The organism is Reichenbachiella agariperforans, from assembly GCF_900142205.1.
GTDB classification, from domain to species: domain Bacteria; phylum Bacteroidota; class Bacteroidia; order Cytophagales; family Cyclobacteriaceae; genus Reichenbachiella; species Reichenbachiella agariperforans.
Genome location: NZ_FRAA01000005.1, coordinates 267093 through 282222, shown reverse-complemented (window position 1 = coordinate 282222; position 15130 = coordinate 267093). Strand labels below are relative to the sequence as shown.

The 15130-nt window shown below is 43.3% G+C and carries 13 protein-coding genes, 1 tRNA gene and 1 pseudogene; 8 read left to right on the top strand and 7 right to left on the bottom strand.

What is annotated here, in order from left to right; all coding sequences use genetic code 11:
• Window positions 1-100 precede the first annotated feature (100 nt).
• From BUB99_RS14440 to BUB99_RS14430, 3 genes are read left to right on the top strand one after another with little or no spacing between them, the layout of a single operon-like run.
• On the top strand, window positions 101-2545 hold the full coding sequence (locus BUB99_RS14440; protein ID WP_073123478.1) for a YfhO family protein: 2445 nt from the start codon (window positions 101-103) through the stop codon (window positions 2543-2545).
• Between the two features lie 9 nt (window positions 2546-2554).
• On the top strand, window positions 2555-3751 hold the full coding sequence (locus BUB99_RS14435; protein WP_073123476.1) for a glycosyltransferase family 4 protein: 1197 nt from the start codon (window positions 2555-2557) through the stop codon (window positions 3749-3751).
• On the top strand, window positions 3741-4280 hold the full coding sequence (locus BUB99_RS14430; RefSeq protein WP_073123474.1) for a class I SAM-dependent methyltransferase: 540 nt from the start codon (window positions 3741-3743) through the stop codon (window positions 4278-4280). Before BUB99_RS14435 ends, BUB99_RS14430 begins: the two co-directional genes overlap by 11 nt.
• A gap of 173 nt (window positions 4281-4453) precedes the next feature.
• Here the strand turns inward: BUB99_RS14430 and BUB99_RS14425 are convergent, their stop codons facing one another.
• The 3 genes from BUB99_RS14425 to BUB99_RS14415 all read right to left on the bottom strand — a co-directional run bounded on the left by BUB99_RS14425 (window position 4454) and on the right by BUB99_RS14415 (window position 7442).
• Window positions 4454-5854, bottom strand: a complete 1401-nt coding sequence (locus BUB99_RS14425; RefSeq protein WP_073123472.1) for a BspA family leucine-rich repeat surface protein — start codon at window positions 5852-5854, stop codon at window positions 4454-4456.
• Between the two features lie 253 nt (window positions 5855-6107).
• Window positions 6108-6629, bottom strand: a complete 522-nt coding sequence (locus tag BUB99_RS14420; RefSeq protein ID WP_073123471.1) for a lactoylglutathione lyase family protein — start codon at window positions 6627-6629, stop codon at window positions 6108-6110.
• Between the two features lie 306 nt (window positions 6630-6935).
• The gene (locus BUB99_RS14415) at window positions 6936-7442 is read right to left on the bottom strand and encodes an FKBP-type peptidyl-prolyl cis-trans isomerase (RefSeq protein ID WP_073123469.1); all 507 of its coding nucleotides are present in this window, start codon (window positions 7440-7442) and stop codon (window positions 6936-6938) included.
• A gap of 149 nt (window positions 7443-7591) precedes the next feature.
• Here BUB99_RS14415 and BUB99_RS14410 point away from each other — a divergent pair, with 149 nt between their 5' ends.
• The 3 genes from BUB99_RS14410 to BUB99_RS14400 all read left to right on the top strand — a co-directional run bounded on the left by BUB99_RS14410 (window position 7592) and on the right by BUB99_RS14400 (window position 9784).
• Window positions 7592-7801, top strand: a complete 210-nt coding sequence (locus BUB99_RS14410; RefSeq protein WP_073123467.1) for a hypothetical protein — start codon at window positions 7592-7594, stop codon at window positions 7799-7801.
• A gap of 207 nt (window positions 7802-8008) precedes the next feature.
• Window positions 8009-9157, top strand: a complete 1149-nt coding sequence (locus tag BUB99_RS14405; protein ID WP_073123465.1) for a BamA/TamA family outer membrane protein — start codon at window positions 8009-8011, stop codon at window positions 9155-9157.
• A gap of 51 nt (window positions 9158-9208) precedes the next feature.
• Window positions 9209-9784 (top strand): DUF4136 domain-containing protein, encoded by a 576-nt coding sequence (locus BUB99_RS14400; RefSeq protein WP_073123463.1) that lies wholly within the window; start codon window positions 9209-9211, stop codon window positions 9782-9784.
• 654 nt (window positions 9785-10438) lie between these two features.
• Here the strand turns inward: BUB99_RS14400 and BUB99_RS14395 are convergent.
• Window positions 10439-10512: transfer RNA gene (locus BUB99_RS14395), tRNA-Ile, on the bottom strand.
• A 79-nt stretch (window positions 10513-10591) separates the two neighbouring features.
• Between BUB99_RS14395 and BUB99_RS14390 the strand changes: the two genes are divergently transcribed.
• The gene (locus BUB99_RS14390) at window positions 10592-11209 is read left to right on the top strand and encodes an HAD family hydrolase (RefSeq protein ID WP_158584120.1); all 618 of its coding nucleotides are present in this window, start codon (window positions 10592-10594) and stop codon (window positions 11207-11209) included.
• Window positions 11202-11939: pseudogene (locus BUB99_RS14385) on the top strand (site-2 protease family protein); the annotation flags it as partial. The gene BUB99_RS14390 and the pseudogene BUB99_RS14385, both read left to right, overlap by 8 nt.
• A gap of 398 nt (window positions 11940-12337) precedes the next feature.
• Here the strand turns inward: BUB99_RS14385 and bshB1 are convergent.
• From bshB1 to trxB, 3 genes are read right to left on the bottom strand one after another with little or no spacing between them, the layout of a single operon-like run.
• Window positions 12338-13054: a bacillithiol biosynthesis deacetylase BshB1 gene (gene bshB1 / locus BUB99_RS14380; protein WP_073123459.1), complete on the bottom strand. Its 717-nt coding sequence runs from the start codon at window positions 13052-13054 to the stop codon at window positions 12338-12340.
• Between the two features lie 22 nt (window positions 13055-13076).
• Window positions 13077-14099, bottom strand: a complete 1023-nt coding sequence (locus tag BUB99_RS14375) for a peptidoglycan DD-metalloendopeptidase family protein (protein WP_073123457.1) — start codon at window positions 14097-14099, stop codon at window positions 13077-13079.
• Window positions 14100-14117: 18 nt separating this feature from the next.
• Window positions 14118-15065 (bottom strand): thioredoxin-disulfide reductase, encoded by a 948-nt coding sequence (gene trxB / locus BUB99_RS14370; protein WP_073123455.1) that lies wholly within the window; start codon window positions 15063-15065, stop codon window positions 14118-14120.
• Window positions 15066-15130: the final 65 nt, after the last annotated feature.

Genomic DNA, 15130 nt, shown 5'->3' with positions numbered 1-15130 from the left:
TATTTGGTGCAATCACTCAGATATTTGTTTTCGGAGAATCTATTCAGCCATGTTTTGTATAATATTACGACTTGAAAATTTTCAATTCCAGTTTCATCTCATGAAGAAATTCGATCTTAAAAAGGATATCCTTCCTCACCTCATCGCTGTATTGGTGTTTTTGATAGTTACGGTGGTTTTTTATGCCCCAGTATTTTTTGACAACAAAGAACTGCCTCAGCACGATATCACCCAGTGGGAGGGTAGTGCGCAGGAGTTAACGTCTTTCAGAGACCAAACAGGGGAAGAGGGCCTGTGGACCAATTCGATGTTTGGCGGGATGCCAGGTTATCTGATCAATGTGGAGTTCTCGGGTGAGTTGACCAAAGATATACACCAGGTGCTGAGTCTGTTTCTCCCTCACCCGACGGGGATTATTCTTATTGCATTTCTATCCTGCTACATCATGTTGCTCGTCTTGGGGGTACGTCCTTGGATTGCGATAGCAGGGGCTCTTGCTTTTGGTTTGACCTCATTCAACATTATTTCTATCGGAGCGGGACACAACTCGAAAGTTAGCGCAGTGGCTTATATGCCCTTGGTGATCGCTGGAGTGTATGCAGCCTTTCATCAGAAGCGCCTCATGGGTTTTGTCTTGACGGCATTAGGACTGGCGCTGCAGTTGCGTGTCAATCACCTACAGATTACCTATTATTTGATGCTGATGGTGTTGGTTTTTGGTTTGTTTCAATTGATTCAGAGTGTAAAAGAGAAGACGCTGCCTGAGTTTGCCAAGACGGTGGGCTTGCTGTTGGTCGCGGTACTGATGGCAGTAGGAGCTAACTTTGGACGCTTATGGACGATCATGGAATACAGTCCATACTCCATGCGAGGCAAGTCAGAACTGACCGTAGATGGAGTGAATGAAAAGAGTGGGTTAGAAAAAGATTATGCATTCCAGTACAGCAATGGCATCTTGGAGCCTTTGGTGCTCTTTATTCCGAATTTCTTTGGTGGTACTGCGCAGGAAGATCTCGGCAAGAACTCTAACCTAGAGCAAGCTTTGAAAAAACAAGGTGCGAGTCGCCAGCAGATCCAACAGTCTGTTCAAGCCGCACCTGCCTACTGGGGCGATCAGCCACTCACGGCACCTTATTATGCCGGGGCGATCGTAGTGTTTTTGTTTGTACTTAGTTTGTTGGTTTTGGATCGAAAATATACCCGATGGGTGGAGGTACTGGTGATTCTGTCTATCGTGCTCAGTTGGGGAGATAACTTTGAGACCTTTAACTATCTGGTCTTTGATTACTTGCCAGGCTACAACAAGTTTCGGTCAGTAACCTTCGTGATCATCATCGCGATTTTAACGATGGTGTTGTCGGGTTTCATGGGATTGGAAAAAGTACTCTCCGAGGAGTGGGATCAGGCGATGCAAAAGAAATTTATACTTTCGGTAGCCATAGCAGGTGGTTTTGCGCTACTGGCAGCACTGTTGGCAGGGATGGGGTCTTATCGTGGCGCGATAGATGAGCGGTTGGCTTCTTATCCAGCGTGGTATCTAGAGGCACTGCGTGCGGATCGTGCCTCACTTTTGCGTGTGGATGCATTTCGAACTTTGTTTTTCGTCATCGCTGCTGCGGCTGTGATTTGGCTATCCCAAAAGCAAAAACTATCCAAAGGACTGGCTTATGGTCTGATCATTACCTTAGTCTTGATTGACATGTTCGGCGTTGCGAAGCGCTATCTCAACGGGGACAGTTTTGCCAGAAAAGCAGGCAAAGGTGAATGGGCTATGAGCGAGGCAGACAAGCGTATCCTGCAGGACAGCGATCCTGATTACCGTGTACTCAACCTCATGAACCCATTCAATGATGCCAAGACATCTTACTATCATAAATCTATCGGGGGCTACCATGGAGCTAAGATGCGTCGCTATCAGGATTTGGTAGAAACGAGTCTGTCACCGGAGCTGTCTCAGGTGATCCAAGATTTGCAGGCTGGTAAGTTCAACTTTGAACAAGCACAGGTGCTCAATATGCTCAATACCAAGTATTTCAAAGCAGGAGAGGAAGCACGCGCTGTGATTCCTAATCCAGCCGCTAATGGCAATGCGTGGTTTGTCAAAGAGGTCGTGGAGGTGAACAATGCCGATGATGAGTTGATGACTATGATGTCTCTAGATACAAAGACGGAAGCTGTAGTAGATATGGCAAAGTTTGAGTTGGGGACGATAGCCTATGACTCAGCGGCACAGGTGACACTGACAGCGTATGCACCGAATCGTCTGGTGTATCAGTCGAGCAGTCGTGCTGATGGACTAGCAGTGTTCTCAGAGATCTACTATCCTATAGGTTGGTCCGCGACGATAGATGGTGAAGCAGTGAGTATCCTTCGAGCCAACTATGTACTGCGTGCACTCGAAGTGCCAGCAGGGACGCACGAGATCATATTTGAGTTCAAGCCAGAGTCCTACTATACGGGTAACACCATCACTTGGATTTTTAATGTCCTTTTGGTCCTTGGATGCTTGGCTTTTGTGGGGGTGAGTTTTAGGGAGGAGAAATAGAACGATTCTATGCGAATAGGGATGATATTGGATACGGATTTCCCCCCAGATCCTCGGGTAGAAAATGAGGCCGTGACGCTGATCGAGGCAGGCTTTGAGGTGTATCTTTTTTGTTTGGATTACAAGGGGTGTGCTCAACCTGCCGAAGAGATCAAAGGGATACAGGTCAGGCGTTTTTACTGTGGTAGTTGGGTGTACAAGTTGTCAGCATGGGCTTATACGTTTCCATTTTATCATTGGATACTTAAACGGTGGATCGCTGCTTTTTTATCAGACAATCCCGTAGATGCTATCCATATACATGATATTCAAATAGCCCGATCAGTTTTTAATCTCAAGTTGGATATCCCAGTGGTATTGGATCTTCATGAGAATAGACCAGAGATCATGAAGTTCTACGGGCATTTACAGAAGTTTCCTGGCAAGCAAACTATTTTTCCGTCCGAGTGGGAAAAGTATGAAAGTAAGTACATCCAGATGGCAGATCGCACGGTGGTTGTGACAGAGGAGGCCAAGGAGTATTATCTCAAAAAACTGGGATTGTCGCCTGATCAGTTGATCGTCGTACCCAATACAGTGCGGGCAGTGTTTGAAAAAGAAGCGAAGCATGATGCCACGATTGTGGATCGTTTGGCGAATAAATTTGTCATCTTGTATGTCGGAGATACAGGACTGAGGAGGGGGCTGTTGACAGCAATAGAGGCTATGCCTGAGTTGTCGAAACATATTCCTGATGTCAAACTCGTGATCGTGGGGAGCAATAAAACCGACGGGGTTTTGAAAGCCAAGGTAGAGGAGCTACGAGTTCATGATTATGTGGATTTTGAAGGCTGGCAGGACTTTACTTTGTTTCAGTCTTATATCACGGTGAGTGATGTCTGCATTAGCCCATTGCATAGAAACGTTCATCACGATACGACCTATGCTAATAAGATTTTCCAGTATATGGCCTTTGCCAAGCCGCTGATTGTTAGTGATTGTTTGGCACAGGAGACGGTGATTCGTCGTGCCAACAGTGGTTTGGTACATCAGGCTGAGTCTGTGGAGGACTATCAGCAGCAGGTTTTGAAGCTTTACGAGGATACTGATTTACGTCAGGAACTGGGAGAGAACGGAAAGGCTTTTGTCAGTCAGGATTACAACTGGGAGCGAACTTCTCATGAGTTAATTAATTACTACAATCAAATAGAAACAGATGTCATTTGATCAAAAATACAGCAAAACGCATCAGATAAGGTTCGCGCGTACGCTTTCATTTCTAAAGCGCAGTGTTACAGCACCAGCCAAGATCTTAGATTTGGGGCCAGGAAACCCGTTTGGGGAAATCATGAAAGAAGAGGGCTTTGATGTGACGAATACTGCGCTGGGCGTAGACCTTGATTTGGATTATGATGTCGTCAAAGACGAGCAATATGATGTAGTGACAGCTTTTGAAATATTCGAACACATGGTTGCTCCGTTTAATTTATTACGAGAGATTAAAGCAGATAAGTTGATTGCTTCGATACCACTCAAGCTTTGGTTCGCTAATGCCTATTGGAATGAAAAAGATCCTTGGGATAGACACTACCATGAGTTCGAACCACGGCAGTTTGATATGTTGTTGGAGAAGGCTGGCTGGAAAATAGTAGCTGCTGAAAAATGGATCACACCGATATATAAAATCGGTGTGAGACCTCTATTGAGAAGATTTACTCCGAGATATTATATTGTATCCTGCGAGCGTATTGGTTAGTTATAAGTTTGAGTCGTTGACTGTCGTAGAGTCTCTTCCGGTTTTACATCTCCATGTCAGATCTTCAGCGGGTTCGAATATGTTTTCTATCATGGTTTTGCGCATAGTATTAGTTCAATAAAAAAGCCCAATTGTGCGACACAATTGGGCCTAATAAAAATTATGCGTTCAGTTTAAAAACAGTCGCCTGCAGTAGGGGCTTGTTCTGGCGTAAGTGAAGAGTTATCACCAAAGGTGTTACAATAGATGACACTCGAAGTGTCCCAGCCTGACAAGTCTTGACTGAAAGCCGACGCGTTGTAAAACATATATTGCATATTCGTGACTTTGCTAACGTCCCATGCAGAAATGTCTTGATTAAATTTATAGGCTGATAAAAACATATTACTCATAGTGGTGACATGGCTGACGTCCCAGTGATCAAGGGGTTGGTTAAAATTGGTTGCTCCAGCAAAAACATAACTCATTTGCGCGATGTTGCTTACATCCCAGTGGTTTAGAGAGGCTTCTAGCGCGTAGGCATTGTCAAACATAAAGTCCATCTCGGTTACTTGAGAAAGGTCTGGAGCATCTGTGGCAGATATATCTAGCAGACCACAATACCTAAAGGCAGAGACCATAGACTTCCATTCTATATTTCCCCATTGTTGGACATCCTTTATTTTGTTTCGATCATCTCCTGATTTGTTGAAGTAGATCGCTGGAAAAACTCCTGTAATAGAGACGGTGTAAGTGCCAGCAGTAGCGTACTCATGGTCAATATTTCCTGTTACATTGTCATCTTGAGTATCATCTCCCCATGTGATTGTGTAGTTGTAGTCATAGCTAGGATGCGTAGGAATGGTAATGATATCATTTGCAATGGTGATTTCCCACGAAGTAATGAAGGGTATGTCCCCTGTAATTTTGATTACATCAAAAGAGAAGTCCGCTGAAACTGTTAGGTCGCCATCAGTTATTTGTACGCCAATCGTGTGACTTGTCGCCACCGCATAATCTAGGCTTTTGCCAGTGGCTAGACTTATTTCACCACCAGCGTTAATTTCAAATAGGCTATTGGGATTGCTACTTAAAGAGAAGGTAATGACATCTCCATCAGGATCTGATGCCACGATAGTCCCAATAACCACATCATCCGCTATGCCTTCAGAGACATCATCTAGATCGCTAGCATCCGAAAATGCTGGTGCTTTGTTTACATTAGTCACCGTAATGGTTACTTCTGCTACAGAAAAGAGTTCTCCGTCACTTACCATCACTTCTATGACGTAGACCGTAGTAGATTCAACCTCAAATCTTTGACCTAGCGCAATACTTAATATACCTGTAGTACTGATCTCAAATAAGTCCGCATCATCATTGGTAACTATACTAAAAGAGAGTTCATCTTCCTCAGGATCTACGGCATTCACGATACCAATGATGTCCCCAGCGGCCAATTCCTCAGACACATTGAAAGATTGCGCATCGATTGTAGGAGCTTCGTTTTGCTTTTGATTTTCATCATCATTACAGCTTGTAAGTGTCAAGAATAGTGAGAGGGATAATGTAGATAGATATAGTATTGTTTTCATTGTTATCAATATTTGTTGTTTACAACAAAGCTAGGTTAGCTACTATAGCCATATCGGTTGCTTGTTTATTCGCAGCGGTCTATTGATAATTCGTTATTAACTATTCCATATTGGTATCTGTGACTTAGTGGGGAAAACGAGATATACACGCTATCAGCATTATTGTGTGAGCGTTTTGATAATACCTCTTCGACAGGTTAAAACTTAACTCCATCATGATTCCTTGAACTAAATGGAGTTAAGTATACGGCCATTACTTATAGGCTCCAGCCGAATAATTTAGCTCGTATGAGTGCGAGTATATTTCAAATACGTTTCCAAATGGATCCTCTACATAGCACATACGGAATGGCTTTTCGCCAGGGTAATATTCTCTGATAGGCATTCTTTGTTTTCCTCCAGCAGCTATTATTTTCTCAATTAACCCCTCTACATCAGGATCTTGAACAGAAAAATGAAACAAGCCAGTTTTAAAAGGTTCAAAAGTAGGTTTTAAGTCTTTGCTGACGGGGAACTCAAATAATTCGATACCGATTCTGTCTCCTGTCGATAGATGAGCGATCTTAAAGGTCTCCCAATCATCACCAAATACATCAATGCACATCACACCGATGGCAGTTTCATTCTCTTTCTTAATCAGGGTAGGTTCCATGATTACATAAAAACCCATTACTTCTGTATAAAATTTAACAGCAGCCTCAAGGTCAGGAACTGTAATGCCAATATGCGAAAAGGTTCTAGGGTATGTTTTTACAGATTCATCTAAGTTACTCATAGTATTATTAGTTTGTGAATAGCCCAAAGTTGGACACATCAATATGTTAACCAACTAATGCAAATATTGTTTTTATTATCTATTGTTTTTTGTATAAATAAGTGTGTGATGGGATGGTTAACAATAGGATATATTAGGTGCATATAGTTACATAGATGTGTGTTTTAGTGGGTTTTAACGAATTAGGTGTAAAATTTAGTGATATATTAAACTTTATGAGGGTGTCGGTTTTTAGTAACTACTAAAACAAAAAAACGCCACTCGGTAGAAGTGGCGTTAGATGAAATATCGTTTTGATTTTTGGCCTTAGTGTTGGTGTCCGCCTTCGCCGTGTACATGACCGTGATCTAGTTCTTCGGCAGTAGCTTCTCTCACTTCGATAACCTCTCCTGCGAAGTAAAGGTCAACACCAGCCATCGGGTGGTTAAAGTCCATTTTGACACTTTCTTCGCCGATTTCAAGCACGAGACCTTGCATAGGATTGCCTTCTTGGTCGTTCATCGGTAGGAAAGTTCCGACTTGTACCGCGTCTGCAATTTTTCCATCTTCGCCTTGGAAGATGTTGATCGGTAGGTCTACGATCGCATCAGGGTTAGGCTCGCCGTATCCTTCTTCGCTTTTGATACCAAATTCGAATGTTGCACCGACTTCTTTGTCGATGAGGTTTTCTTCGAATTGGGGTAGGACTTGGTTCGCTCCGAAAAGGAATACGAATGGCTCTTTGTTGTCTACTTCTTGTATGGTTTCACCTTCTTTGTTGCTTTCTCTGAGGTGATAGGTGATAGATACCACCGAATTTTTTGAAATCTTCATGCCGCGAAGTTAGGAGCTTTATCTTCAATATGCAGAAAAAACGGGGATTTGTGTCCTAGATTACAAAATGGGTGTTTTACCTACGCCTTCTGGTACATCTCTTGTTATACATGTTTCGTACAAGGAACTAACTTAAAAAAGATAATAAAATGAATGTTTTAGCAAATAGAGAAATACAAAGAACGGCCATTCACAACATCGTGCAGTGGGTAGAAGAAATCGATCAAAGAGAAGAGATTTTGCCGTTAGGAAATCAGGATGAAATGTTGGCGTTATTAGAAAATGCCAAAGGTCAAAGACTCAACCCTGATGAGCAATATGTGGCTCAGCAGATGTTGATGAATTCGGTAGTGCACTAAGTTACGAGATTACTGATATCACACATGTAGCCACTCTAGGAGAATAAAGTGCGTTTGTCTTTCCCTAATAGGGTAGACGGACGCACTTTTTTATACTCCTTACGAGAGAAGGTAAATCAATATAGTACTGATTTTTTTGTGTAGAATCGTTCCCTATTCAAACAACGATTATGTAGTTTGCTTATAGAATTGACACCACCTAGATTTATGTTTTTTATCAAAAGAGTTGTCTTGCTTTCTCTGGTTCTTGCAGCGAGTTTTTCAAGCTATTCGCAGCGAGTTGACAAAAAGAGTGCATTACGAGATTCCTTGGATCATAAATTGGATGCCAGTGATTTTCTAATGACTGCAAACGGCTTTATTCCTTTGCCCCAATTCATTACCGAGCCGTCATTAGGGAGCTTTGGGTTGGCATTTTCTCCTATTTTTATACATCCTAATAAGTACCAAGAAAAAGGACGGTATGTCCCACCGAATATCACAGTCGCATTTGTAGCCTATACTGCCAACCAAAGCTGGATGCTGGGAGCGATGCGTATCGCATCATTGCCTAAGTATGGACTGAAATACAGGATAGGAGCTGGGTATGGGTCGGTGAATATGGATTTTTATAGAAATGTAGGAGGGCTGGGCGATAAGAAATTCTCCTTTAATTTTAGGTCGATCCCCATTTTTGGTTCTTTGACCAAAGAAATTGGCAAAACGAATATATACGCTGGGATAGAGTATTTTTATATGGATACCGATTTGTCACCTGAGTTTGGTTTTACGAGTTTGCCAGATTTTGTGAGTGAAAAATCTTTGAAAAGTCATGTGAGCAGCCCCGGTGTGCTGGTCGAGTACGATATGCGAGATAATAGCTTCACCCCGAACAAGGGGACGATGTTGTCTTCTAATTTCCGAATCAACGCAGCATGGACAGGTAGCGATTTTGAATTTAGAAATTTGGACTTCAAAGCGCTACAGTACTTTCAAACAACACCCTCACTGGTGAGTGGTTTTCGGTTCGAGAGCCAACTGCAATATGGCAAAGCACCATTTTATCTTAATCCCGGAGTTAACCTTCGAGGTGTTCCTATGGCGAGGTATCAGGGGCAGTCGGTTTACCTGCTAGAGACGGAGCAGCGCTATGATTTTACGATGCGGTGGAGTGGGGTCTTTTTTACAGGAATGGCCAAGGCTATACCCAAGGAAACGAGCTTTTCGGATGCGACATTGGTGTACAATTACGGGACAGGATTCCGTTATTTGATTGCTCGAAAATTCGGTCTGAGAATGGGGGTAGATGTTGCCGCTTCCAATGACGACTTTGGATACTACATCGTGTTTGGCTCAGCATGGAACAACAGAGGGTAGTCGGTGTGTAACTAATTTTAAAAATAATTTTCCACATAATATTATCAAAAAATGAAAACAACAATCAAATTTTTAAGTCTCATTTTGGTCATTGTTTTGACCAGTCAGATCGCATCCGCACAGGTAAAGAGTGACTATGACAAAGACGCAGATTTTTCCAAGTACAAGACCTATACCTTTGCAGGATGGGCAGAAGGTAGCGACGATAGTGTCAATGACATAGATCAGAAACGTATCCTGTCGGCCTTCAAAGCTGAACTGGATGCTAGAGGCATGACCAAAGTAGATACGGATGCCGATGCGACGATCACACTGTTTGTCTCTGTAGATCAGAAAACCAGTAAGACTGCCTATACCGACTACAATGGTGGTCTAGGCTATGGTGGTAGATGGGGGTATGGTTACGGATATGGATATGGTGGAGGGAGCTCTACGACGACTTATTCGGAGGTGGATTACAATGAGGGGACACTCGTACTCGATATGTACGATAGCGAAAGCAAATCTCTCGTATGGCAAGGGGTTGTCACTGCTGTGGTCAAAACCAAACCTGCTAAGCGTGAGAAGGATATCAAAAAGAAGATAAGTAAAATGATGAAGCAGTTTCCAATAGCTGCGTCTAAGTAGACTTCTAATTCTATTGTGTTCAAACTGCTACTAGCTTCAAGCTGGTAGTACAGGAGGTGTTTAGAAGTGTTAGAAGAAGGGCAAACTAACCAGCTAACAGCTGTTTAGTTTGCCCTTTATTGTGATCAAGCCTTTCAAAAGTTGATCTCTGATAATACTGTGGTTGTGGAGTGGAGTACAAATCGAACTCAGGCAAATAGTCATGTCAACATGATCGATTATCCTGCATCAGGGTTGATCCAGTTCTCACGTCAATGGGTAGCTTTTTCAAAAGCTTGCGCAACCTTTGCTTGTTGGTTGTACGATGTTTGGTCTTTGGTTGCGCAAGCTTGACCTCTTTGTTGTACAACCATGGAGTGTTTGTTGTACAACATTTTTACATAACCCCAGTTTGATGGATCAGTTGGTAAATTTGGAAGTGAAAATCAGTGTTCGACATTGAGCATTCGATATTCATTATTCCAATCATTTACATATTACCTCAAAGACTCATAATAGGTGGTTGTTTTATAAAAAAACAACGACGAGTTGGATAACGAAGTGATCTACTATCTCTCTTCCAGAAATACCGATTGATCCTTGATTCGTTAATTCTTCCCTTTCATCTAAGACGAGCATAAAAAAACCCTCATTGCATTGCAATAAGGGTTTTTGTGGGCCCACCTGGGCTCGAACCAGGGACCACCTGATTATGAGTCAGGTGCTCTAACCAACTGAGCTATAGGCCCTTCAAAATAGTCTTTGCGACTGCCTTGAATTTGGGAGTGCAATGTTACATATTTGCCGTTTATATCACAAACATTTCCTTTGAATATCAATACAATTATTTTCGATTTGGGTGGCGTTATCATCAATCTAGATGAACAAGCCACTGTCCGGGCTTTTGCAGAACTATCTGGTAAGCCGATAGCGCAGGTAGTCGAGATGTATCAGGTCTCTGATGTGTTCAAACGCTACGAGATGGGGCTGATCTCCAGTGTGGAGTTTAGAACTGCTATCCGCCAACTGATGGAGACGGATGCGACTGACGATGTGATCGATCAGGCATGGAATGCCATGTTAGGGGAGATCCCTATGGCGAGGTTAGATTTTATGCTGCAGTTGCAAAAAGAATATAGCGTGTTGATCCTCAGTAATACCAACGAGATACATGAGACGGCGTTTAACCAGATACTTGCTGAGGTGAGTGGGAAGGCGTCTTTGCATGACTTTGCCCATGAAGTGTACTTTTCGCACCGTCTCCATCTACGCAAGCCCAATGCTGATATTTATGAAGAGGTACTGCGGCAGTCAGGCAAATCAGCGAATGAATGTATCTTCTTAGACGACAAACCTGAGAATCTGAAGGGGGCAGCCTCTGTAGGGATTCATACGATGCATATCACTACTCCAGATCATATTTTTCAACTTACCGACCATGTTTAATACAGAAGGCAAGAAGCAAACTTATATTCAGATTGGACTCTTTGTTCTGACACTAATCACCACGACAATATCAGGTGCGGAGTGGATGAGTGGCAAGTCGCTACTCTATGGAGAAGAGACTGTAGGATGGGCTGAGTTTATGGATGGTTTTTCGTTCTCTTTGACCTTTCTACTGATACTGTCGGTACATGAGTTTGGACATTATTTTATGGCGCAGTATCACAAAGTGAAAGTAACGCTGCCTTATTATATACCGTTTTGGTTGGGGTTCATGGGGAGTCCATCCATTGGTACGATGGGGGCATTTATCAAGATCAAGGAGCGGGTAGAAAGTCGAAAGAAGTATTTCGATATAGGAATTGCTGGGCCATTGGCCGGTTTTGTGGTTGCATTTTTTGTGCTATGGTATGGGTTCTCGAATCTACCAAGTATGGATTATCTCTATGATATTCATCCCGAGTATGAGCAGTGGGGGGCTGATTACCCAGCACATGCCTATCAGGAAGAAGGGATGATGGTCATGGTCTTGGGACCGAATTTGTTGTTTTCCTTTTTTGAGGAGTATGTCGTGTCAGATGTGAGTTTGATCCCTCACAGTTACGAGTTGATTCATTATCCGTTTTTGTTTGCGGGTTATTTGGCACTGTTTTTTACCGCGTTGAACCTTTTGCCTATAGGTCAGCTCGATGGTGGACATATCATGTATGGGTTGATCGGGTCTAAAAATCATCGTCTTTTTTCCAAAATCTTCTTTTTGTGCTTTGTGTACTACGCAGGGCTGGGGTTGATGAGCCCCTTTGATGTGTCAGCTTGGATGATCGATGAGCTGATCTATTTCGGGTTTTTATATCTGTGTTTGCACAAGTTTACCGAGAGGAAAACAGATCGTGTGATGTATGCACTTGGGGTGTTTGCGGCACAGCTACTGACCGTATATTTCTACCCTATGGTAGAAGGCTATGCGGGTTGGTTGTTGTTTTCATTTGTCTTAGGGCGAGTGATTGGGATCTATCATCCACCTGTATTGATTGATCGGCCTTTGGATGTAAAACGCAAAATACTAGGCTGGATAGCTATCTTGGTGTTTATATTGTGTTTTAGTCCAAAACCATTCGATATCATCGAACCTCAGCGCAAGGAGGTCAAGTCAGACACACCGAGCATTCTGTCTTTGACGAATCCTTCTCCGTATTTGACACGAATGGCCATTCCATACTCTCTTGCTCGTGCTTCGAGCAGTTCCATGAACTCAGGAGAAGAAATGAGTGTGTTGGATGCTCCGGCCGATGGATTAAAAAACTGAGATTGGTACGCACGTACTGCTTCCATTCTTTTGGTCCAGTAGTCCGATACATCTACGACAAAGTCCGGGTGATGGTAGTCCGTCTGGATGTAGTGGTAGAGGTTATCTGCACGCCAAATCTCTTGAGTTTCACCTTCTAGTATCGTTTCTACTTTTTTTAGTCCTGCGATGAACAGGGCTTTCTTGACGATAGCAGCAGCTTTGCCATGATCAGGATGTCTATCCGATATCGAGTTGGCGAGAATGATACTCGGTTGGTACTTGCGTATCATTTTGACTACTTCAAGCACATGCGCATCGTTATTCTCAAAATACACATCTTTGAAACCTAGGTTCTCTCTGGCAGTCAGGTGCAATATCTGTGCAGCAGCGGCGGCTTCTTGGTCTCTGATCTCGGGGGTACCTCGAGTACCCATTTCCCCTCTGGTAAAATCAACGATACCAGTCTTCTTACCTTGTGCGGCTAATGATAGGAGGGTGCCACCGCAAGAGAGTTCGATATCGTCTGGGTGGGCAGCGAATGCTAATACGTCTAATTTCATAAGACTAAGTTATGTGTACAAGTTAGGTGATTCGGATTCTTTGTCCGATACGTAGAATTGAATTTCTACGAATTCCGTTAAGCCTACAGATCGTACTGATCGATACACCGTAGCGATAGCTGATGTAGCTCAGTGTATCTCCACTGCGTACGCGGTGATACCTTACTTTTCTGGCTTCTTTGAGATAGGAAAAGGTTGAAGCGTTGATTTCTAACTCTGGACTGATCAAAGCATTGTTGTCAAAATCAAAGACGTCTGTAGGCTTGATGGCATTGCCTTGGTAGCGTACCTCGAAGTGAAGGTGAGGGCCAGAGCTGCGTCCTGTACTACCACCTAGGCCGAGCACATCACCTGCTTTGAGAATGTCACCAGGTTCTACGAGTTGTTTACTGAGGTGACCGTACAGGGTCTCTAGGCCGTTGTAGTGACGGACGAGGATATAGTAGCCATAGCCATAGCGATCGTAGCGCGCCAGTCTGACGATCCCGTCAAAAGCCACATGTACTGAGTCACCAACATTGAGCCGGATATCGTCCCCATAGTGCCATTTCCATCTGCGTAGACCGAATGGGGAGGTGATGGTCATTTGCTCTAGTGGCATAGACCAGTCCAGTGATGGGTTGGCATAGGTGAGAGGTAGTTTGACTGTATCGGAGAAATTCTCTCCATCGAGATCGTAAGGGTTGATTTTGTTAGAGCTCCAGATGCTGTAATATTCACGGATCGTAACCCAGACTGAGTCGATGTAGAGTTGCTCTGAGACCTCCACAGGTGAATCATAGAAGAGGATGATTTGTCCAGTATCTATATCAGCTCTCATCTCTTCTTCTAATACGCGCTGTTCTTCCCATGCGAGACTGTCTAGGTAGGAGTCATCGATGGTAAACATGTTGTCGTCGATGACCTGAATGGTGTCGGGTGCTACTGCGCTTTCTATCTTTTTATTCTTGAAATGAAAAAAATCCTTTAGTCTTTTTTCTTGACTAAAGGATTTAGATGGTATCATTAAGAATAGAAAGAAGCCTATTGCTATACTTCTCTTCATGCTGCGAATGTACTAAGACTATTTTGCTAGTTCAAATTCTTTGGCCGCCAAGAAGCGCTCAGCATCTAGGGCACCCATACAGCCTGTACCTGCTGCTGTAACTGCTTGTCTATAAACCTTGTCCGCTGCATCACCTGTCACGAATACTCCTTCGATTTTGGTTTTGCTCGTACCTGGCTCGACAATCAGATAGCCTGCTTCGTCCGTATCGAGGTATTCTTTGAATATGTCAGTATTAGGTTTATGTCCGATAGCGACAAAAAATCCGCTAAGTGGAATTTCCTTTTTCTCTCCTGTGATATTGTTAATCACACGCATGCCTTCTACTTCGTCTTTTCCTAAGATTTCGTCTGTAGAGGTGTTCCAGAGGATCTCGATGTTTGGGGTGTTTTTGACACGCTCCTGCATGATCTGTGACGCTCTCATTTCATCTCTACGTACGAGTAGGTAGACTTTTGGGCAGATATTAGCGAGGTAAGTTGCTTCTTCTGCAGCGGTGTCTCCACCACCTACTACGGCTACTTCTTTTCCTTTGTAGAAGAAGCCATCACATACGGCACATGCAGATACACCTACGTTCATGAGTCTTTTCTCAGAGGGTAGACCGAGGTACTGCGCACTTGCTCCTGTAGAGATAATAACTGCTTCAGCTGTGATTTCGTGCTTCTCGTCCACGATCACTTTGTGCGGGTAGGATGAGAAATCTACTGATGTCGCTAGTCCGAATCTGATATCAGTTCCGAAACGTTCCGCTTGCTTTTGCAAGTCGGTCATCATAGCTGGGCCATTGATTCCGTCTGGGTATCCTGGGAAGTTCTCCACATCGTTGGTCGTAGTGAGCTGTCCACCTGGCTCGCCTCCTGTATACAATACTGGATTTAAACCTGCTCTAGATGCATATATGGCTGCTGTATATCCTGCAGGTCCTGATCCTATGATTAGTACTTTTATTTTTTCCTCTGTCATTTTTACAAATCTTGAATTGTCCGTTTGTGATGAACGCAAATATAGAATGGGTGTTCACCATATGC